This is a genomic window from Brevibacterium siliguriense, from assembly GCF_900105315.1.
Taxonomy (GTDB): Bacteria; Actinomycetota; Actinomycetes; order Actinomycetales; family Brevibacteriaceae; genus Brevibacterium; species Brevibacterium siliguriense.
In genome coordinates, this window is record NZ_LT629766.1 from 3,716,028 (window position 1) to 3,734,813 (window position 18,786).

General features: G+C 65.2%; 15 protein-coding genes and 1 pseudogene. 12 read left to right on the forward strand and 4 right to left on the reverse strand.

Going from position 1 to position 18,786, the window contains the following annotated elements; all coding sequences use genetic code 11:
- Positions 1 to 6 precede the first annotated feature (6 nt).
- A complete protein-coding gene (locus BLU88_RS16715; protein WP_092016472.1) occupies positions 7 to 705 on the reverse strand; it encodes a SipW-dependent-type signal peptide-containing protein in 699 nt (232 codons plus the stop codon).
- Between the two features lie 17 nt (positions 706 to 722).
- Entirely contained in the window at positions 723 to 1,328 is a 606-nt protein-coding gene (locus BLU88_RS16720; RefSeq protein ID WP_092017603.1) for a SipW-dependent-type signal peptide-containing protein, read from the reverse strand.
- A gap of 280 nt (positions 1,329 to 1,608) precedes the next feature.
- Between BLU88_RS16720 and BLU88_RS16725 the strand changes: the two genes are divergently transcribed.
- From BLU88_RS16725 to BLU88_RS16775, 11 genes are all read left to right on the forward strand, one after another.
- Positions 1,609 to 2,793: a 4-hydroxybenzoate 3-monooxygenase gene (locus BLU88_RS16725; RefSeq protein WP_197678154.1), complete on the forward strand. Its 1,185-nt coding sequence runs from the start codon at positions 1,609 to 1,611 to the stop codon at positions 2,791 to 2,793.
- Between the two features lie 56 nt (positions 2,794 to 2,849).
- Positions 2,850 to 3,710, forward strand: coding sequence for a protocatechuate 3,4-dioxygenase subunit beta (gene pcaH / locus BLU88_RS16730; protein ID WP_092017605.1), 861 nt, complete (start codon positions 2,850 to 2,852; stop codon positions 3,708 to 3,710).
- Entirely contained in the window at positions 3,703 to 4,287 is a 585-nt protein-coding gene (pcaG, locus tag BLU88_RS16735) for a protocatechuate 3,4-dioxygenase subunit alpha (protein WP_092016478.1), read from the forward strand. The genes pcaH and pcaG overlap by 8 nt, the downstream gene beginning before the upstream one ends.
- Before the next feature lie 5 nt (positions 4,288 to 4,292).
- Positions 4,293 to 5,663 carry a lyase family protein gene (locus tag BLU88_RS16740; protein WP_092016481.1) on the forward strand — a complete coding sequence of 457 codons (1,371 nt, stop codon included), beginning with the start codon at positions 4,293 to 4,295 and terminating at the stop codon, positions 5,661 to 5,663.
- A gap of 44 nt (positions 5,664 to 5,707) precedes the next feature.
- On the forward strand, positions 5,708 to 7,030 hold the full coding sequence (gene pcaDC / locus BLU88_RS19190) for a bifunctional 3-oxoadipate enol-lactonase/4-carboxymuconolactone decarboxylase PcaDC (protein ID WP_092016484.1): 1,323 nt from the start codon (positions 5,708 to 5,710) through the stop codon (positions 7,028 to 7,030).
- 105 nt (positions 7,031 to 7,135) lie between these two features.
- The gene (locus tag BLU88_RS16750; protein ID WP_092016487.1) at positions 7,136 to 8,353 is read left to right on the forward strand and encodes an MFS transporter; all 1,218 of its coding nucleotides are present in this window, start codon (positions 7,136 to 7,138) and stop codon (positions 8,351 to 8,353) included.
- A gap of 107 nt (positions 8,354 to 8,460) precedes the next feature.
- Entirely contained in the window at positions 8,461 to 9,195 is a 735-nt protein-coding gene (locus BLU88_RS16755; protein ID WP_092016490.1) for a peptidylprolyl isomerase, read from the forward strand.
- Positions 9,196 to 9,395: 200 nt separating this feature from the next.
- On the forward strand, positions 9,396 to 10,832 hold the full coding sequence (locus BLU88_RS16760; protein ID WP_092017607.1) for an MFS transporter: 1,437 nt from the start codon (positions 9,396 to 9,398) through the stop codon (positions 10,830 to 10,832).
- Between the two features lie 245 nt (positions 10,833 to 11,077).
- Positions 11,078 to 11,875, forward strand: coding sequence for a basic amino acid ABC transporter substrate-binding protein (locus BLU88_RS16765; protein WP_167356912.1), 798 nt, complete (start codon positions 11,078 to 11,080; stop codon positions 11,873 to 11,875).
- A 227-nt stretch (positions 11,876 to 12,102) separates the two neighbouring features.
- Positions 12,103 to 12,897: an amino acid ABC transporter permease gene (locus BLU88_RS16770; RefSeq protein WP_092017611.1), complete on the forward strand. Its 795-nt coding sequence runs from the start codon at positions 12,103 to 12,105 to the stop codon at positions 12,895 to 12,897.
- A complete protein-coding gene (locus tag BLU88_RS16775; RefSeq protein WP_092016495.1) occupies positions 12,897 to 13,682 on the forward strand; it encodes an amino acid ABC transporter ATP-binding protein in 786 nt (261 codons plus the stop codon). The genes BLU88_RS16770 and BLU88_RS16775 overlap by 1 nt, the downstream gene beginning before the upstream one ends.
- Before the next feature lie 14 nt (positions 13,683 to 13,696).
- On the opposite strand, the pseudogene BLU88_RS16780 reads toward BLU88_RS16775, so the two are convergent.
- Positions 13,697 to 13,930, reverse strand: a pseudogene (locus BLU88_RS16780) (proline racemase family protein); the annotation flags it as partial.
- Positions 13,931 to 14,023: 93 nt separating this feature from the next.
- Positions 14,024 to 16,846 carry an aminotransferase class I/II-fold pyridoxal phosphate-dependent enzyme gene (locus tag BLU88_RS16785; protein WP_092016502.1) on the reverse strand — a complete coding sequence of 941 codons (2,823 nt, stop codon included), beginning with the start codon at positions 16,844 to 16,846 and terminating at the stop codon, positions 14,024 to 14,026.
- A gap of 188 nt (positions 16,847 to 17,034) precedes the next feature.
- On the opposite strand from BLU88_RS16785, the gene BLU88_RS16790 reads away from it, so the two are divergent.
- Positions 17,035 to 18,756, forward strand: a complete 1,722-nt coding sequence (locus BLU88_RS16790; protein WP_092016505.1) for a thiamine pyrophosphate-dependent enzyme — start codon at positions 17,035 to 17,037, stop codon at positions 18,754 to 18,756.
- The last annotated feature ends 30 nt before the right edge of the window (positions 18,757 to 18,786 follow it).

The window sequence follows — 18,786 nt, forward strand, 5'->3', positions numbered from 1 at the left end:
CCACGGTCAGCTCCCCGGAGTGGTGGACTCGGCCGTGAAAGTCCATGTATGTGACGCAGACAGACCCTGCGCATCGGACGAGGTGCCGCTCGGCAGGCTCACTTCGAAGCAATAGTCCTGAACTGACGCCGAGGCTGCCTTGAGGGTCTGCGTGGTGCCGGCTGCAGGCGTGGAGCTCAGCGGGATCGCACCAGCAGCACTGCCGAAGACGAAGCTGCCTGGGCCAGGAAAATTGTCCGAGTTGCAGGCAACGCTCGACGTCGAACGGGCCACGGCCCGGTATGTGAGCGCAGAGGCGAAGACATTCGGATCGGAAATGCCCCCAGCGGACACCGTGAGCTTGCCGTCGAGCGACGTATTCGACGTCGTCCGCACGGACACCGGTGCGTAGACCTTCTGCCCGGGGTACATGGCGCCCGCGTTGAAAGTCATCTCATTTGTACCAGTCCACTGACCGTCAGTGGACAGTTCGATGTTGAACCGCCCTGCTTCGAATGATCCGGAGGCTTCCTCGGAGTCCGTCCACGCAGCGACTGTTGCCGTCGCCCCCACGCCGAAGACCAAGCCGCCCGCCAGAATCGCCTTGACTCGACGGCCGCGCGCTTTCCGCCGCTGGCACAGCTGCCGTCGACTGACCGGGCGGGCGTCGCCGGACACCCGCCCGGTCGAGAAGAGACTGCGCAATGGCGAGACGTGGAATGGCATGAATCAAATCGGCGCGATCATTCAGCCGAGGTGGCGGTGAACTGCCACTGGGCGGTGGTGTCCTGCCCCTGTGTCAGGGTGTCATCGGCAGTGACCTTGAAGCACAATGCAACCGGGGCGCCGGTCGCAGTGCCGGCACCCGCCGTGAGAGCGAAATCGGAGGCTCCGGCCGTCGAGTCCAGGGCCGTTCCCGCCGGAACGACCGAGGTGCCCGTCGCGGAGGCCGAGCAGTCGCCCGCCGAGGCGACCTGAACGATCTCGTAGGTCAGCGCCGCAGCATTGTCCCCGCCACCTGCCGCCGAGGTGAGGGCGACGGTTGCGTCGTATGTCGTCGCGCCGTCCAGACGAAGGACGAAGGGCGCCGCAACTGTGTCGCCGGGCGATAAGTTGTCCGCACCGTCCAAGTCGAAAGTCAGAGCGGCGGCACCGTCACTGCTCTTGTGATCATCGAAGTCGGTTCCGTTGGTGCTGCCTTGAACGTTGAACGAACCGGCGCCGAAGACACCTTCAGCCCATTCGTCGTCGGTCCAGGCCGCGAGTGTTACGGCAGCGCCGACGCCGAGGACGATGCCACCGGCGAGGATGGCTTTGAATTTGCGCGATCGCGTCTTGGTGGTCGTCACGATGACTCCTCTTCTGCGGCGCACCAGCGCCGAGGTCACAAAGAAATGAAGCGGGGAATGACTTCATTGTGACTGCCGCTTTACCTTGAATACGTTTTTCTGCACCACTTCTGTGATCTGTTATTGAAAGGTTATCTGCAGCGCCGCTCCAACGCCGCCACGCCCGCCGACTGCGATCCATCTCCATCGTCGCGAACCCTTCCATTCAATGAGAATGCCATCGCTTCGTGTCCGTGACTGGGAGCACACTGTTGAGAAGAGAGAAGGCAAGGAGGCCAAGGTGGCACAACTTCAGACAGACGTCGCGATCGTCGGCGCCGGACCCGCGGGACTCATGCTCGCGCACCTGCTGCACAACGCAGGCATCGAATCCGTCGTCATCGACAACCGCAGCCGTGACGACATCGCCCACACCCACCGCGCCGGAATCCTCGAAGCAGGATCGGTGCGCATGCTCGAAGCCGCGGGCGTCGAATCCCGCGTCCACACCGACGGGCACCGCCATGACGGCATCGACATCCGAGTCAACGGCGCTTCGAATCACTTCGACTTCCCCGAACTCGTCGGCGAATCCGTCTGGCTCTACCCCCAGAACGAGATCTTCGTCGACCTCTCCGCCGCCCGTGAACGGACCGGCCGCCCCACCTATTACTCGGTCACGGACACCCGCCTCGGCGATGTCGAAACCGAACATCCGTGGGTCGCCGCCACCACCTCCGAGGGCGACGAGCTGTGCATCGACGCCCGCTACGTCGTCGGTGCCGACGGCTCCCGCGGTCCATGCCGCTCGATGATCCCCGACGGCACCCGGCAGCGCTTCTTCCACGAATACCCCTTCGCCTGGTTCGGCATCCTCTGTGAGGCCCCACCTAGTCACGAAGTCCTCATCTACTCCCGGTCCGAACGCGGGTTCGCACTCATCTCCCAACGCAGCTCGAACGTCCAGCGGATGTACTTCCAAGCTTCCCCCGACACGGATGTGGCAGACTGGTCCGACGACCGGATCTGGTCCGAACTCCAGGCCCGCGTCGACGGCCCGGACGGTTTCGAGCTCAACACGGGACCGATCTTCGACAAGACCGTGCTGCCCTTCCGTTCGGCCGTGACCGAGCCGATGCAGCACGGGTCGATGTTCCTCGCCGGCGACAGCGCCCACACCGTCCCTCCGACCGGGGCGAAGGGCCTCAACCTCGCCTTCGCCGATGTCGCAGTGCTCGCACCCGCTCTGATCAAGGCGTTCAAGGAATCCGACGCCGAGGCGCTGGCCGGCTATTCGCAGACCGCGACCAAACGCGTCTGGAAGGCTCAGAACTTCTCCTACCAGATGACCCGGATGCTCCACACCGACCCGACTCAGGATGCCTTCGAAACGAAGCGCAGCCTCGGCGAGCTCCGGTCCATCCTCGAATCCGACCACGGCCGTCGCTACCTGGCCGAGTGCTACACAGGCTGGCCCCACGGCTGAGCCGCCACGACCCCACAACGATGTCAACCGACGAAGAGACGAAGAAAGGTTCGACGATGAGTCAGCACCAGTCCTCGGAGAACGAAGAGACCACCGAGGCGTTCGATTCCCCGACCGTCATCGCTGAGACCGTGAAGGGCCCCGACGACGCCGCCGAATCCCAGGCGACACTGTCGGCCGAGATCGACGGCATCGAAGCGCAGTACAAACAGGACGTCGCGGGCGGCAAGAAGCCCGAGACCCAGCCGCGCCTGGACTACCGGCCCTACCGGTCATCGATCCTGCGCCACCCGACGAAGGACCCCCGCCACACCGACCCGGAGACGATCGAGCTCTTCTCCCCCGCCTTCGGGCACCGGGACATTGGCACCCTCGAATCGGATCTGACCATCCAGGCCGACGGCGAACCCATCGGCGAGCGCATCCGCGTCACCGGCCGGGTCCTCGACGGCGAAGGACGCCCAGTGCGGGGCCAGCTCGTCGAGATCTGGCAGGCGAACTCGGCCGGCCGCTATATCCACAAGCGCGACCAGCACCCGGCCCCGATCGACCCGAACTTCACCGGCGTCGGCCGCACTCTGACCGGCGACGACGGCTCCTACTCGTTCACGACGATCAAACCGGGTCCCTATCCGTGGAAGAACCACCACAACGCATGGCGGCCGGCCCATATCCACTTCTCGCTCTTCGGATCCGAATTCACACAGCGGATGATCACCCAGATGTACTTCCCCGGGGATCCGCTCTTCGCTCTCGACCCGATCTACCAGTCGATCACCGACCAGAAGGCTCGCGACCGCCTCGTTGCGACCTATGACCACAACATCACCGAGCACGAATTCCTCATGGGATTTAACTGGGACATCGTGCTCACCGGAGCCAACCGGACCTGGATGGAAGAAGAGGACGATGACTGACACCCCCACGACCACTGAACTCACCCCGACCCCGGGCCAGACCGTCGGCCCGTTCTACGGCTATGCGCTGCCCTTCGAGCACGACAATGAACTCGTCCCGCCAGGCTCGGCTCGCGCCGTGCAGCTGACCGGAACCGTCTATGACGGGGCAGGTGATCCGGTCCCCGATGCCATCCTCGAGATCTGGCAGCCCGATGAGCACGGCGTCGTCCCCCGCGAGACGGGATCGCTTCGTCGCAACGGCTTCACCTTCACCGGTTTCGGCCGTGCAGCCGTCGACCCCGAGGGCGAGTTCAGCTTCTCCACGGTCAACCCCGGTCCCACCGAGGCGGGCAAGGCCCCCTTCATCAGCGTGGTCCTCTTCGCCCGTGGCCTTCTCAACCGTCTGTTCACCCGCATCTACCTGCCCGAGGACACTGCGGCTCTGGCCACCGACCCGCTCCTGTCCTCGCTCGATGGCGACGAACGCGCCCGCCTCATCGCCACCCGAGGGGCTGACGGATCGCTGCACTTCGACATACGGTTGCAGGGTGAGGAGGAAACACCCTTCCTCCGATTTCCCAGCCACGAGGACTGAAAGCAATGACCGACACCGCCCACACCCGGTTCCTCTTCGCCCCCGGCGATCTGCGCGGATCCGAAGCCATCGACGACGTCGCGCTCATCACCGCGATCGGTCAAGTCGAGACCGCGTGGATCGTCGCGCAGGCACGGGTGGGGCTGGTGTCGTCGGAGGTCCGCGCCGAGGTGGCCGCCGCCATCGACGCCACGATCCGCACGCTTACGGACGATCACACCCAACTGCAGTCCCTCGGCGAAGATGCCGAGTCCGGCGGCAACCCGCTCATCCCGTTCCTCGCCCTCGTCCGATCCCGGCTCTCCCCCGAAGCTTCGCACTGCCTGCACCGGGGGCTGACCAGCCAAGACGTCATCGATTCGGCGATCGGCCTGCTCGTGTCCCGTGTCGTGCGGCAGATGCAGGCCCGCCTCGAAGTCATCGGCGCCTCCCTCGTCGAACTCTCCGACGCTCACGCCCAGACCCTGTGCCTGGCCCGCACCCTCACTCAGCCGGCCCTGCCGACGACTTTCGGCCTCAAGGCCGCAACCTGGGCCGCCGAAGTCAATGAGGTCCAGGGCCAGGCACCCTATGTCGACTATGTGCAGGTCGGCGGCGCCGCGGGCACCCGAGCTGCGATCCGCTGGTTCGCCGGCGACTCCACCGACTCCCTGCTGCGCGAATTCCACGTCCAGATGGTCGGTCCCGACGCGGCGCTGACCCAGATCCCCGTGCCCTGGCACACCGATCGCGTCCGCATCCTCTCCTGGGGCTCCCACCTCGCCCAATGCGTGACAGTCGGGGCCTCCATCGCCCGCGATGTCCTCGTCGGCGTACGCCCCGAGATCGGCGAGCTGTCCCTGGCCTCCACCGGCGGATCCTCGACGATGCCCCACAAGTCGAACCCGACCTCGGCGGTGCTGCTGCACCGCAACGGAATGCGTGTCCCCGGATCGCTGTCCACGCTGACCACGGCCGCGGCAGAAGCCGTCGAAGAACGCTCCGACGGCGCCTGGCATGCCGAATGGCCGGCCTTGTCCGAGCTCATGACCCTGGCGATCTCGTCACTGATCATCCTCGACGAGATGATCGCGGGACTGCGGGTCAATGCCGAAGCCATGCGCACGAACCTCGATGCCGCGTCCCCCGGGATCTTCGGGGAGAAGCTCGGCATCGTCTTCGGCGATCGCCTGGACAAGGACACACGCGCAGCCATCATCGCCCCCGGTTCCGACCCCGTCGCCGCATTGCGTGCCGAGATCAGCGACGCAGACGGAATCGAAGAGTTCTTCACCCCCGAGTCCTACCTCGGTGAGGCCGAAGACATCCGCCGGACCATCCTGGCGAACATCGACAGCTCCGGACCGCAGGAGATCGACCTGCCGTCCTTCGACTGAGACCCGCATCCCGCCTTGAGAACCGACCGAAGAAAGTGACATCCATGGACCTCACCGCATCCGTTCTTGCCGCCCCAGCCGCCCCAGCCGCCGACGCCCGGGTGCTCGTCGTCCTGTCCTCGCTCGGCACCTCCGCTTCCGCCCTGTGGCAACAGGCCGCCACTGAACTCTCCGCGCTCAGCCCGGAGACGACCGTCATAGGCATCGACCTGCCCGGCCACGGCCGTTCGGCTCCGATCTCAGTGCCCGCCGACACCGAGGCGGCACCGCGGATCACGATGTCCGACCTCGCCGAGGCGGTCCTCGACACCCTCGATCGGGTCCTTCCCGATGCGGCTGCCCCCAACACTCCCGTCGACCTCGCCGGTGATTCGATCGGTGGTGCCACGGCCCTGCAGCTGGCGCTCGATCACGGAGACCGCTTCGGCCGCATCGCCGTGTTCTGCACGGGCGCGAAGATCGGCGAAGCCGCGGCCTGGGAGGAACGCGCACAGACCGTGGCTACCTCGGGCACCCCCACACAGATCATCGGCTCGGCACAGCGCTGGTTCGGTGAAGGGTTCATGGACCGGGAGCCCGAGGCCTCGGCCGCGCTTCTGCACTCCCTTCAGGACGCCGACCGGTTCTCCTATGCCGCTCTCTGCTATGCGCTGGCCGATTTCGATGTCCGTGCACGCCTGCCCGAGATCACACGGCCGCTGCTGGCAGTTGCAGGATCTCAGGACCAGCCGACTCCGGCGACGAAGCTCGCCGAGATCGCAGGCGAGGTCCCCGGCGCGCTCCTCGAAGTCATAGACGGGGCCGCCCATCTCGTCCCGGCCGAGGCTCCGGTCGTGACCGCGGGGCTCCTCGCCGATTTCCTGCACGGAAAGGGACTCGGCGGCGGGGCCGGCGGCGCGGTTGGTGCCGGTGCGGGCGGTGCCGGAGTTTCGGAGACCGAACTTCCGACCGCTTCCGGACCGAGGGAAGCCAGCCGTGACGACGTGCGCGAGGCGGGGATGACCGTGCGCCGGCAAGTGCTCTCCGATGCCCATGTCGACCGCGCGAATGCGAAGGTCGATGACTTCACGAGCGACTTCCAGGACCTCATCACCCGCTACGCGTGGGGAGAGATCTGGACACGGCCAGGACTCGAACGTCGCATGCGTTCGGCGATCACGCTCACTGCGATGATCGCCGGAGGCCACGAAACCGAACTCGCCATGCATGTCAAGGCAGCACTGCGCAATGGACTCACCCGCGACGAGATCAAGGAGGTCCTCCTCCAGTCCGCGATCTACTGCTCAGTCCCGAGTGCGAATACCGCCTTCTCCGTCGCCTCCCGGGCCTTGGCCGAGTACGACGCCGAGGAACCGCAAGCCGACTGAGCCTGTTCGAATCGTCACATTGCGCCCTCAGGACTGTCGAGCAGCTGTGATGGGCAATAGGCTGGTGCGGTCGTCGCCCGAACCAGCAGCCTCCGAAGGAGCCCCATGAGTGATGCCCCGGTCTCCCGCGGAGTCTACAAATTCGCCGTCTTCGCCCTGGCGATCGGTGCCTTCGCCATCGGAGTGACCGAATTCGCGACAATGGGCCTGCTGCCCATGATCGCCGAGGAACTGGGCATCACGGTTCCCCAGGCCGGTCACGCGGTGTCGTTCTACGCGATCGGCGTCGTCGTCGGCGCACCCCTGATCACGACCATCGCGGCGCACATGGATCGCAAGATCCTGCTCCTGTGCATGATGGGGCTCTTCGCCTTGGGCAACCTCGCCTCGATGCTCGCGCCGACGGCCGGCCTGTTCAACATCGCTCGCTTCGTCTCCGGCCTGCCGCACGGGGCCTACCTGGGCATCGGAGCCGTCGTCGCCGCCTCCCTCGTCCCGGCCAACCGGCGTGGACGCGCGATGTCCCGGGTGATGCTCGGTCTGACCATCGCGAACATCTTCGGCGTCCCCTTCGCCGCGGCACTGGGCACTTTGCTCGGGTGGCGCAGTGCCTACGCGCTCGTCGCCGCCCTCGGCGTGCTCACCGTCATCATGGTCGCCATCGCCGTCCCGCGAGTGCGTGTCGGTGCCGGCGAGGTGCCCTCGGCCCGCGGCGAGATCAAGGCCCTCGGCCGCGTCCAGATCATCCTCACCCTCTTGGCCGGCTCCGTGGGCTTCGGCGGCATGTTCGCCGTCTACACCTACATCACCCCGACCATGACCGATGTCGCCGGCGTTCCCGAGATCGCCATTCCCTGGATCCTCGCCGTCTACGGGCTCGGCATGACCGCCGGATCGCTGATCGCCGGCCCTCTGGTCGACAAATCCATCGAACGCTCGGCCACCGGCGGCATGATCCTCTCCGCCCTCGTGCTCGCCGCCTTCGGTGCCTTCACCCACATCGCGGCCATCGCCATCATCGCCCTCTTCCTCATCGGCATCTCCGGGTCGATGATCACCACAGCCCTGCAGATGCGACTGTTCCGCGAATCCCACGACGCTCCGAGCCTGTCCGCGGCCATGAACCACGCCGCGTTCAACCTCGCCAACGCACTCGGCGCGTGGCTCGGCGGGATCGTCATCACCGCCGGCCTCGGCTACCGAGCACCCGCCTGGGTGGGTGTGGGCCTGTGCCTGTCCGGGCTCATCGTCATCTCCATCGCGATCCTCCTTCGCCGAGGCGGCTCCCCCTCCGGCACAGCACGCACCTCCATCGACGCCTGAGTCCCAGGCCCCGCCGAGAAACGGGTTGAGTGTCGAGAAACGCGTACGCACGCCCGTGTCTCGACGCTCAGCCCGTTTCTCGCTGAAAGTGCCGATACGATGAAGGCATGGATCACCCTGCGCCCAGTCGTTCTCATGCCTTCAACCACCGTCCGAAGTCAGCAGTTCTGTTGACCCTCGCGGCCCTGGCCGTTCTCGCCCTTCTGCTGCTGAGCGGATGCGGATCGTCTGACTCCGAGGGTGATTCCGGCGAATCGTCCGGAGAATCGGACTCCTCGGCCGCCGCGGGAACCTGCTCGTATCCCGCCGATTCGCAGTCTGCGGCGAAGGATGTCAAGGCACCTGCCGAGAAGCCGGAGGCCAAGGGCACCGTCGACGCCACCGTGTCGACCTCGGCAGGCGACCTGGCCGTCACCCTGGACGCAGATCGCACCCCGTGCACCGTCAACAGCTTCCTGTCGCTGGCGAAGCAGAAGTACTTCGACGACACCGAGTGCCACCGGCTGACCACCGAGGGCATCTTCGTCCTCCAGTGCGGTGACCCCACGGGCACCGGCTCCGGCGGCCCCGGATACTCGTTCGCCGATGAGCTCGACGGCTCCGAGACCTACCCGGCCGGCACCTTGGCCATGGCGAATTCCGGTCCCGACACGAACGGCTCTCAGTTCTTCGTCGTCTACGACGACAGCTCGCTGCCGCCGGACTACACCGTGTTCGGACAGCTCGACGAGAAGAGCACGAAGATCGTTGCCGATATTGCAGCCAAGGGCACGGACTCCGGTGCCGGCGACGGTGCGCCCAAGGAAGAAGTGACCATCACCGAGGTGACTGCGAATAGCTGAACACCCCTCCGAGTTGCCCACAACACTCGGAACTCCTAGAGATCTCAAACATTGAGACTCGGAAATCACGTTTTGTGAGACGAGCGTAATGTCGGTTCGTCGCCGTCGACGCTGTGCCAGACACAGCGCCGACGGCCTTTTCCATTGGCACGGACCACCCGCCCGTGCCTGCACTCACGAAACAGCGGAGCACCACCACCATGTCCACCGAAACACAGCCGGAGAATCCCTCCTCGGCACCCGGAGTCGACGACGACGCAATCGCAGCGACTCGGAAGAACAACACCCGCGGCAAGGTCCTGACCGCCTCGATGGTCGGCACCACGATCGAATTCTTCGATTTCTACGCCTACGCCACGGCCTCCTCGCTGGTCTTCCCGGCCCTCTTCTTCCCCAATCAGACATCGACGACTCAGCTGCTGAGCTCGTTCGCGATCTTCGGCGTCGCCTTCGTCGCCCGCCCCCTCGGCTCGATCATCTTCGGCCACTTCGGTGACCGCATCGGACGGAAGAAGACGCTCATCGCCTCCCTGCTCATCATGGGCATCGGCACCTTCCTCATCGGCCTGCTGCCGACCGCCAGCACCCCGGGCTGGGTCGTCCTCGCCCCGCTGTTCCTCGTCCTCTTGCGCTTCTGCCAGGGCGTCGGCCTCGGCGGCGAATGGTCGGGTGCGGCACTGCTGGCCACCGAGAATGCCCCGAAAGGCAAGCGCGCCATCTGGGGAACTTTCCCACAGCTCGGCGCGCCCGTCGGCTTCATCATCGCAAACCTGCTCTTCGTCGCCCTCGGCACCTGGACCTCCCCCGAGGCGTTCCTCGCCTGGGGCTGGCGCATTCCGTTCCTGCTCTCGGCTCTGCTCGTAGCCGTCGGCCTCTATGTCCGCATGTCGCTCATGGAGACTCCGGCGTTCCAGCTCGTCGCTCAGAAGCAGCAGATCTCGAAGGCTCCGCTCGGGCGGGTCTTCGCCACGAGTTGGAAGCCTCTCATCCTCGGCACGCTGATCATGCTCGCGACCTACGTGATCTTCTACTTCATGACCGCGTTCACCCTCACCTACGGCACATCCCCGGCCACCCCCGAACAGGCTCAGACCGCCGCCGAGGCGGCAGGGAAGACCTTCGATCCCGCAGGCTTCGTCGCCGGGCTGGGGTACACGAAGAACGAGTTCCTCACCTACCTGATCATCGGCGTCGTGTTCTTCGGCATCTTCACCGTCGTCTCCGGCCCGCTGGCTGAGAAGCTGGGACGGCGGAAGATGCTGCTAGGCGTGACCGCACTCATCGCCGCCTATGGACTCGTCGTCAACGCCCTATTCAATGCCGGCACCCCGGGAGTCATCATCGGGCTCATCGTCGGCTTCATCCTCATGGGCCTGACCTTCGGACCGATGGCCGCGTACCTGCCCGAGCTCTTCCCCGCCAACGTCCGCTACACCGGATCGGCGATCTCCTACAACATGTCCAGCGTCATCGGAGCCGGCCCGGCGCCATTCACCATGGTCGCTCTGTGGCAGGCCGAGGGAGGGTCAATCTTCTACTGCGGCCTCTACATCATCGCCGCTGCGATCGTCACCTTCATCGCCCTGTGGATGGCCAAGGACACCTCCGACCTCGACATGGAGGACCAGCTGAGCTGAGCACTGCGAAAGGGCCCGGCAGACGCGAACGTCTGCCGGGCCCTTTCGCGTCTGCGGCCGGGGATCTGACGGCCGTCCTGATCACCGGGAATGACTACGATTCCGTCACAACTGCCTCGGCAATCATCATAGTTCCATGAGTGTGATCCAGTTCACGATAGGATTCCACTCAGACATTGCCCAGACACGGATGCCTGGGCAATCCGTTTGCGTGACGAAGCCGTCACCGATCTCCTGGAGGAACCATGAAACGACGCTCGAGCCTGGCCATTCTGGCTGCCGGCGCCATGCTAGCCCTGTCCGCCTGCGGCGGCGGAGGCGATTCCGAAGCTGCAGCGACTGCCGAGGGCGGAGTCCCCGTGGTCAAGGAGGGCAAGCTGACCACCTGCACGCATCTGTCATATCAGCCCTTCCAGTTCGAGAAGGACGGCGAGGTCGTCGGCTTCGACGTCGACATCGTCGATGCCGTGGCGAAGAAGCTCGGCGTCGAGCAGGAGATCATCAACACCTCGTTCGAGACGATCACCTCGGGCGCGGAGTTCAATCAGAAGAAGTGCGATGTCGCGGCCGCGGCAACGACGATCACCCCTGAACGCGAAGAGGCCACCGACTTCTCCGATCCGTACTTCGATGCCAACCAGGCGATTCTGACGAAGGCAGACAAGACCGCGAAGGATGAGAAGGCTCTCAAGGGCTTCAAGATCGCCGCCCAAGCGGGCACCACGGGCCTCGACTACGCGACCGAGCACTTCACGGATTCCGAGGTCATCACCTACGAAGATCTGCCGCTCTCGCTGGAGGCGCTCAAGACCGGTCAGGTCGACGCTGTCATCAACGACAACGGTGTGCTGTACAACTACAACACCGAGAACAAGGGCTTCGCGATCGGCTTCGATATCAAGACCGATGAGCACTACGGCATCTCGATGAAGAAGGGCAACACGGAGATGAAGAAGGCCGTGGACGACACGATCAAGGAGATCAAGGACAACGGCGAATACGACAAGATCTACAAGAAGTGGTTCGGAGAAGCACCGAAGTGATGACCTGCGAATGGGCGGCCTGCTGCGATCAGTCGTTGTAGCGGGCCGCCCGTTCGGCTGGCTCGACCGACCTGCCTGAGTCCCAACCGATCCTCAAGGCACGCACCCTCGGCGGACACCACCGCCACAGTTTTCGAAGGACAACAATGTCAGTTCCCACCGCGAGTCAGGACGGCGGCCAGACCGGCCCCGCCGTCCCGGCCGCCACCGCCACCCCAAAGGCGAAGATGAGCAAACGCCAGAAGGCGAAGCTCTCGCGCGGCATCCAATACGCCGTCCTCGTCGTCGTAGCAATCATCGTCGCGCTGGTCGCCGACTGGCCGACGCTCATCGACACATTCGGACGCTTCGACATCGCCGCGGGCATGTTCCCCGAGGTCATCACGGGAGCTTTGAAGAACACGGTCATCTTCACGATCCTCGGCTTCGCACTCGGCCTGGCGATCGCTCTCGTCGTCGCCCTCATGCGCCTGTCCTCGGTCGGCGTCTACCGTTGGCTGGCGACGATCTACATCGAGTTCTTCCGCGGTCTGCCCGCCCTCGTCGTCTTTCTCGTCATGGGGTTCGGACTGCCGGTGGCTTTCCCCGGGTTCATCCTCCCGCAGCTCGTCATCATCATGATCGCCCTCGGCCTCGTGTCTTCGGCTTATATGGCCGAGACGATCCGCGCCGGCATCCAGGCCGTGCCGAAGGGACAGATCGAGGCGGCCCGATCTCTGGGCATGTCCTCGTCACGCGCGATGTTCACCATCGTCCTGCCGCAGGCGATGCGCATCATCCTGCCTCCCCTGACGAACGAACTCATCCTGCTGACCAAGGATTCGTCCCTGGCTTACATCCTCGGCTCCTCGGTCGACGGACGTGAGCTCGCGGCCCTCGGTCGCGCCGAGATCGTCAACACCGCGAACCTCACCCCCTTCATCGTCATCGCACTGTGCTATCTCATCATCACTGTCCCGCTGTCGTATCTGTCGCGGGTGCTGGAGAAGAAATACGGTTCCGCAGATTCTGGAGTGAAATGATGACCACCACAGCAACAGACGCGCACGCGACGACGAAGACCCCGATCATCGCGATCCGCAACCTGCAGAAGAGCTTCGGGACGAACCAGGTTCTCACCGACATCACCCTCGACGTCGACAAGGGCGAGGTCGTCTGCGTCATCGGACCCTCGGGCTCGGGCAAGTCGACGATGCTCCGCTGCATCAACACCTTGGAAACGCCCACCGGCGGCTCGATCGTCGTCGACGGCATGGACATGACCGACCTCGATCTCGACATCGATGCCGCTCGCACCCGCATCGGCATGGTCTTCCAGTCCTTCAATCTCTTCGCCCACCTCACCGTGCGTGAGAACCTCACGATCGCCCAGACGAAGGTCCTCAAACGGTCGAAGGCCGAGGCCGACAAAGTCGCAGAGGCCAACCTCGCGGAGGTCGGGCTGTCCGAGAAGATGGAGGCCAAGCCCGGTTCGCTCTCCGGCGGTCAGCAGCAGCGCGTGGCCATCGCCCGAGCCCTGAGCATGGACCCCGACGTGATGCTCTTCGACGAACCCACCTCGGCGCTCGATCCGGAGACCGTCGGCGACGTGCTCCAGGTCATGCGCAACCTCGCCGAGGCGGGAATGACGATGGTCGTCGTCACCCACGAGATGGAGTTCGCCCGGCAGGTCGCCGACCGTGTGGTCTTCATGGACGGCGGAGTCGTCGTCGAAGCCGGACCGGCCAAGGACGTAATCGGCAATCCGCAGGAGCAGCGGACGAAGGACTTCCTCTCCCGCGTCCTCCATCCCGGGCAACTGGGGTAGCGGTCGGCGAAGGCTCAGAGGGTGAAGCCGGCGGGGAACGGGTCGCTGGGGTCGAGCATGAACTGCGAGGTCGCGGTCAGCCAGGCGCGGCCGGTGATCGTCGGCACCACCGCGACGTTCGCACCGACGCTCGTCTCCTCGACCAGCCGTCCGGTGAATGTGGTGCCGATGAAGCACTCATTGACGAAATCCGTGTTCAGTCCCAACTGTCCGCGGGCGTGCCGGACAGCCATGAGCGCACTCGTCCCGCCCACTCCCCCGGTGACGACACGGACGGGCAGGCCCTCGGTGTGGGCTTCGACGGTCTGGATGAGACGGCTGGTGCGCATGGTCGATCTCGCTCAGTTCTCCAGGACCTCTTTGAGGATGATGCGATAGCCCTGACGGGAGTCGTAGCCGTGGATCTCACGGGTGTCCAGCGCCGACATGAAGTCGAGCACCTCGGCGGTGATGACCTGTCCGGGCACGAGCACCGGGAATCCAGGCGGGTAAGGAGTGACGAACCCGGCCGAGACTGGCAGCTCCCCATTCTCGACGCGGCGGCGCAGCTCATGCGGCAGCACATGCTCGATGTTCTGCCGACGCAGACCCGCATAGTAAGCGGTGCGCAAGTCGCCGTCGGGCAGCTGCTTCGACGGATCCTCGACAGGCACCTCGGCGGCGTAGTCGGGGGCGAAGGCCGAGAAGTCCGGCAGCGGAGGCATCACCGCGGCCGGTTCGGTCAGCGCGTCCTGTTCCTGAAGTTCGTGCGGGTCATTGAACTTCCCTGCCAGTTTGACCAGCACTTCGATGAGGTAGGCGACGGCCGAGCGTGAGGTGCCGATGTTCGTCATGAACAGCACTGTGTTCCGGCTCGTCTTGTTCACCTGGATGCCGTAGCGGTCCATGAGATGTTCGTGCTTGAACGTATCTCCGTCGACTCCCGTGCCCGAGATCTCAACGGTGATGCGGCTGGGGTCGACGACGAATTCGTCGCGGACCCAGGCGTCCCACATCGTGGAGAGCCCATCGCGCAGCGGCATCGTCCGCTCGGTGACTCGGTATTCCTCGGGAATGAGGTCGGCGGCAGTGAGCACCCTGAACGTCTTCTTCAGCAGAGGATGCCTGGAGATCGCCGAGGACAGGCTCATCGCCAGGTCGAGCTGCTTCTGCACGAGCGCGAAACCCTCCATCTCCACCTGCCTGCGCCCGAGGTCGAGGGACGCGAGAATCTGGTAGTTCGGCGACGTCGAAGTGTGGGTCATATACGCCTCATGGAAGGCATCCTCGGCGCCGGAAGAGAACTCCTGATCGTAGACGTGGATCATCGACCCCTGGCGCAGCGCGGTGAGCGTCTTATGCGTCGACTGGGTCGCGTACACGCGGATCGTCGCATCCGGCGGAGGCAGCAGGTCCTCCTCCAGCCACACCGAATCGGGGGCGGGGACACCGGTCTCGGGATCGAACAGGCGCTTCTGCTGCTCCCGGTACGCCGCAGCGTGGGCGTTCGTGGACAGGTTCTCCTCCAGGGTCTCCGCAGCGACCATGGCGGTGCGCTTGCGCGTGACCGGATGGAATCGGGCGAAGGCGAACCAGGCTTCGTCCCAGAGGAAGACGAGGTCGGGTTTGATCGCCAGGCATTCGGACATGACCTTGTAGGGGTCGTAGACGATGCCGTCGAATGTGCAGTTGGTCAGGGTGATCATCCGCACCTCGTCGAGGCGGCCGGCGGCCCGGTAGTCGAGCAGCAGCTGCTTGATCCGGTTCAGCGGCACCGCTCCGTAGAAGGCGACATCATTGAGCGGGTACGCCTCGAGGTAGGCGGTGCGGGCGCCGGTGAGCATGAGCGCATGGTGGTGGGACTTATGGCAGTTGCGGTCGACCATGACGACCTCGTCGGGTGAGACGACGGCCTGGTGAACGATCTTGTTCGCCGTCGACGTGCCGTTCGTGACGAAGTATGTGCGCTTGGCACCGTAGGCACGGGCGGCCAATGACTGCGCCTTCTTCAGCGTGTGCACCGGTGCGAGCAGGGAATCGAGCTCACCGGAGGTGGCGCTGGATTCGGCCAGAAGCAGATTGAGTCCGTAGAAGTCGACGAAGTCCCCGATCCATTTGGAGCCGACGACGGAGCCGCCGCGCGACACCGGAAGGGCGTGGAAGACACCAGCCGGACGGCGGGCGTGCTCGCGGATCGCGTCGAAGAACGGAGTGTCGTAGAGGTGCTGGATGCGGCGCAGCAGGGACAGGTGGAGTTCGAACTGGTCCTCGCGACGGAAGACACGACGGAACCGGTGGGTCAGGGCACCTGCGAGGCTTTCGATATGGGCGCCCGCCATGAGGTAGAGGTCGAGTTCAGGGCGCAGATTCGCCAGGGTATCGGCCAGGCGCAGCACGCGGCGCACCGAATTGAGCGGGCTCATCGGCGCCGACGGCGATTCTTTCGTCGAGGTGTGCGCGAACTCGATGGAATCGCGCAGATCGCGGCTGAGCACTTCGCGGGTGTTGTCGGTGAATCCGGGGCGGATGACGCAGGCGAGCAGGTTCGGGTTCGTCAGGGCCGCCGCCACCGCATCGTCGGCCGTGGGCACGATGACGTAGTCGTAGATGAACTGGTCGGAGGCGTTACGGAGTTTGAGCAGGTCCGTGTGCAGCTCGTCTCGGCCGCTTTCGGTGGTCTCATCGACGATGAGGACCTCGAAGCGGGGGCGGGTGTCCTGGCGATCCTTGAGCTCGGCGCGCTCATCCTCGGTGAGGTCGTCTTCACCGGTGTCGGGCACGGTGGTGCCGCGCAGCCGATTGACCGCACGCGTGATCATGTCGTGCGCCCGATCGAATTCGCCGTTGGAGAGCAGGTCGGTGATCTCCTCGACATAGCGCTGACCGAAACCGGCCCAATAGAGCTCAATCGTCTTCAGCGACCGCAGGGAACGCCACACCTCACCGTCTTCGGCGATCATCGAGAAGTCCCCGCCGCTGACGGCCAGTCGTTTGATCGCGAACTTCAGGTACTCCCACGCATCGGAGCGCAGACGCCACGTGCTCGCGGGCATTCCCGGGTCCCGTTCGAGCTGAGCCCGGCGCGGTGTCGAGGGGGCTCCGGCGCGACCGTGCCTGCGGCCGCCGCCGAGGTCGGTGGGCTCAAACTCCTGCGCCGTTACCTGGTCGGAGTCGATTCCGGTCATGCGAGAGCCTCCTGGCTGTCAGTCTGCGGCCCCACCCCGATCCGGTGAGGATTTCCTGCTCACGGGCTCAGTCGGCGGACCGCACTGATTCCGTTGTTGCACGATCATACGACCTCAGGGTTTCGAATGGGCACGGTGGTGGACCATTGAGACAACCACAGGAGGCGAAATGATGATAAGCATGAGGTATGGACACCTCCGCGTCTCTTTCTGCAGGTCATCTCATCGTCGAGGAACTCGAAGCACACGGTGTGACTCGCACCTATCTGGTGCCCGGCGAGTCATATCTCGACGTCATCGACGGACTCCGCGATTCGGCGATCACCCCGATCGTCTGCCGCCAGGAGGGCGGGGCCGCCTATATGGCCGTCGCCGAAGGGCGGATGACCGGGGTGCCCGGAATCGCCATGGTCACGCGTGGTCCCGGTGCGGCGAACGTCAAGGTCGGCGTCCACACCGCCTTCCAGGATGCGACCCCGCTCGTCGTCTTCGTCGGCCTCATCCCCACCGATCATCGCGGCCGCGAATCCTTCCAGGAGTTCGATCTGGACGGCTGGTTCACCTCGACCGCGAAGAAGGTGCTCACCCTCGATGACCCCGAAAAAGCCGCCGAGGTGGTCGTCGACGCCATGCACACCGCCGTGACCGGGCGGCCCGGTCCCGTCATCGTCGGCCTGCCCGAAGAGGTCCTCGTCCACCCCAGTTCAGGAACGGTGCTGCCCCCGCGCGTGCACGGCTCGGCCTCACCTTATGCCGGGGATGTCACGGAGCTGCGGGCCCGCATCACCGCCGCCGACCGCCCCGTGCTCATCATCGGCGGAGAGGACTGGTCGCCGTCGACCTCGCGACGCATCGCCCAATGGTCACGCGACCGCGGCCTCGGCGTGCTCGGCACCTTCCGCGCCTATGACGGCATCGACCACGACAGCCCGAACTTCCTCGGCATCTTGGGCTATGGTGCGGCTCCCGTGGCCAAACGCACCCTCGCCGAGGCGGACCTGCACATCTTCTTGGGCTGTGTCCGCACCGATGTGGCCACCGACGGCTTCACGAACGGAGTCGACCAGCGCACGGTCGTCATCGGCCCCGATGCCGATGCGCACGGCCATTTCGGCCGCCTCGACCAGCACATCGTCACCTCGGTCAGCAGGTTCGCTCAATCCCTGTTCACCGAGGAGGGCACGCGCACCTATTCGGTGTCCTCCGACGGGTCGATCGACGAACCGCCGCTCGGCGATGCCTTATCAGAGGCGGCCGGGGATGCCGTGCCCCTGCCGGGCTGGGTCGCCGAGGCCCGGGCCGAGCTCGAAGCGTGGCGGAAACCGCAGGTGGGCGCGTCGGGGTCGGCCGCCTCGGCGGGGTTTGTCGATATGGACGAAGCATTCGTCCATGTCAAGGAGCTGCTGCCGAAGGACGCGATCATCACCTACGGGGCGGGGAACTTCTCTGGCTGGGCGACCAGGTTCCTGCCCACGCACGGGTTCCCTTCGGCGCTGGGGCCGCGCAACGGGTCGATGGGATTCGGCCTGCCGGCCGCGATCGCCGCCGCGCTCGTCCATCCGGAACGGCCGGTGTTCTGCATCGCCGGCGACGGGGACTTCCTCATGAACGGGCAGGAGATGGCCACGGCCGTCCAATACGGTGCAGACATCACCGTGGTGCTCAACGACAATTCGGTCTACGGCACGATCCGCGGCCATCAGGACCGCGAGTACCCGGGCCGGGCCACCGCCACGGCACTGCAGAACCCTGACTTCGCCGCGATGGCCACGGCCTTCGGCGGGCTCGGCATCCGCGTCGAGGCCACCGAGGACTTCCGCGACGCCTTCGAACGGGCACTGGGACACAAGGGGCTCTCGCTCGTCCACTGCATCACGGATCCGTCCGTTCGCGGGGCCAGGTTGCCGTGAGTGGGCTGTTGTGAACGGTCTGCCGTGTAC

What these genes read in the sequence shown, in the direction of transcription:
- BLU88_RS16715 (WP_092016472.1), bottom strand. Translation starts at nt 705, where the DNA reads ATGCCATTCCACGTCTCGCCATTGCGCAGTCTCTTCTCGACCGGGCGG.
- pcaH (WP_092017605.1), top strand. Translation starts at nt 2,850, where the DNA reads ATGAGTCAGCACCAGTCCTCGGAGAACGAAGAGACCACCGAGGCGTTC.
- pcaG (WP_092016478.1), top strand. Translation starts at nt 3,703, where the DNA reads ATGACTGACACCCCCACGACCACTGAACTCACCCCGACCCCGGGCCAG.
- BLU88_RS16740 (WP_092016481.1), top strand. Translation starts at nt 4,293, where the DNA reads ATGACCGACACCGCCCACACCCGGTTCCTCTTCGCCCCCGGCGATCTG.
- pcaDC (WP_092016484.1), top strand. Translation starts at nt 5,708, where the DNA reads ATGGACCTCACCGCATCCGTTCTTGCCGCCCCAGCCGCCCCAGCCGCC.
- BLU88_RS16750 (WP_092016487.1), top strand. Translation starts at nt 7,136, where the DNA reads ATGAGTGATGCCCCGGTCTCCCGCGGAGTCTACAAATTCGCCGTCTTC.
- BLU88_RS16755 (WP_092016490.1), top strand. Translation starts at nt 8,461, where the DNA reads ATGGATCACCCTGCGCCCAGTCGTTCTCATGCCTTCAACCACCGTCCG.
- BLU88_RS16760 (WP_092017607.1), top strand. Translation starts at nt 9,396, where the DNA reads ATGTCCACCGAAACACAGCCGGAGAATCCCTCCTCGGCACCCGGAGTC.
- BLU88_RS16765 (WP_167356912.1), top strand. Translation starts at nt 11,078, where the DNA reads ATGAAACGACGCTCGAGCCTGGCCATTCTGGCTGCCGGCGCCATGCTA.
- BLU88_RS16770 (WP_092017611.1), top strand. Translation starts at nt 12,103, where the DNA reads ATGAGCAAACGCCAGAAGGCGAAGCTCTCGCGCGGCATCCAATACGCC.
- BLU88_RS16775 (WP_092016495.1), top strand. Translation starts at nt 12,897, where the DNA reads ATGACCACCACAGCAACAGACGCGCACGCGACGACGAAGACCCCGATC.
- BLU88_RS16785 (WP_092016502.1), bottom strand. Translation starts at nt 16,846, where the DNA reads ATGACCGGAATCGACTCCGACCAGGTAACGGCGCAGGAGTTTGAGCCC.
- BLU88_RS16790 (WP_092016505.1), top strand. Translation starts at nt 17,035, where the DNA reads ATGGACACCTCCGCGTCTCTTTCTGCAGGTCATCTCATCGTCGAGGAA.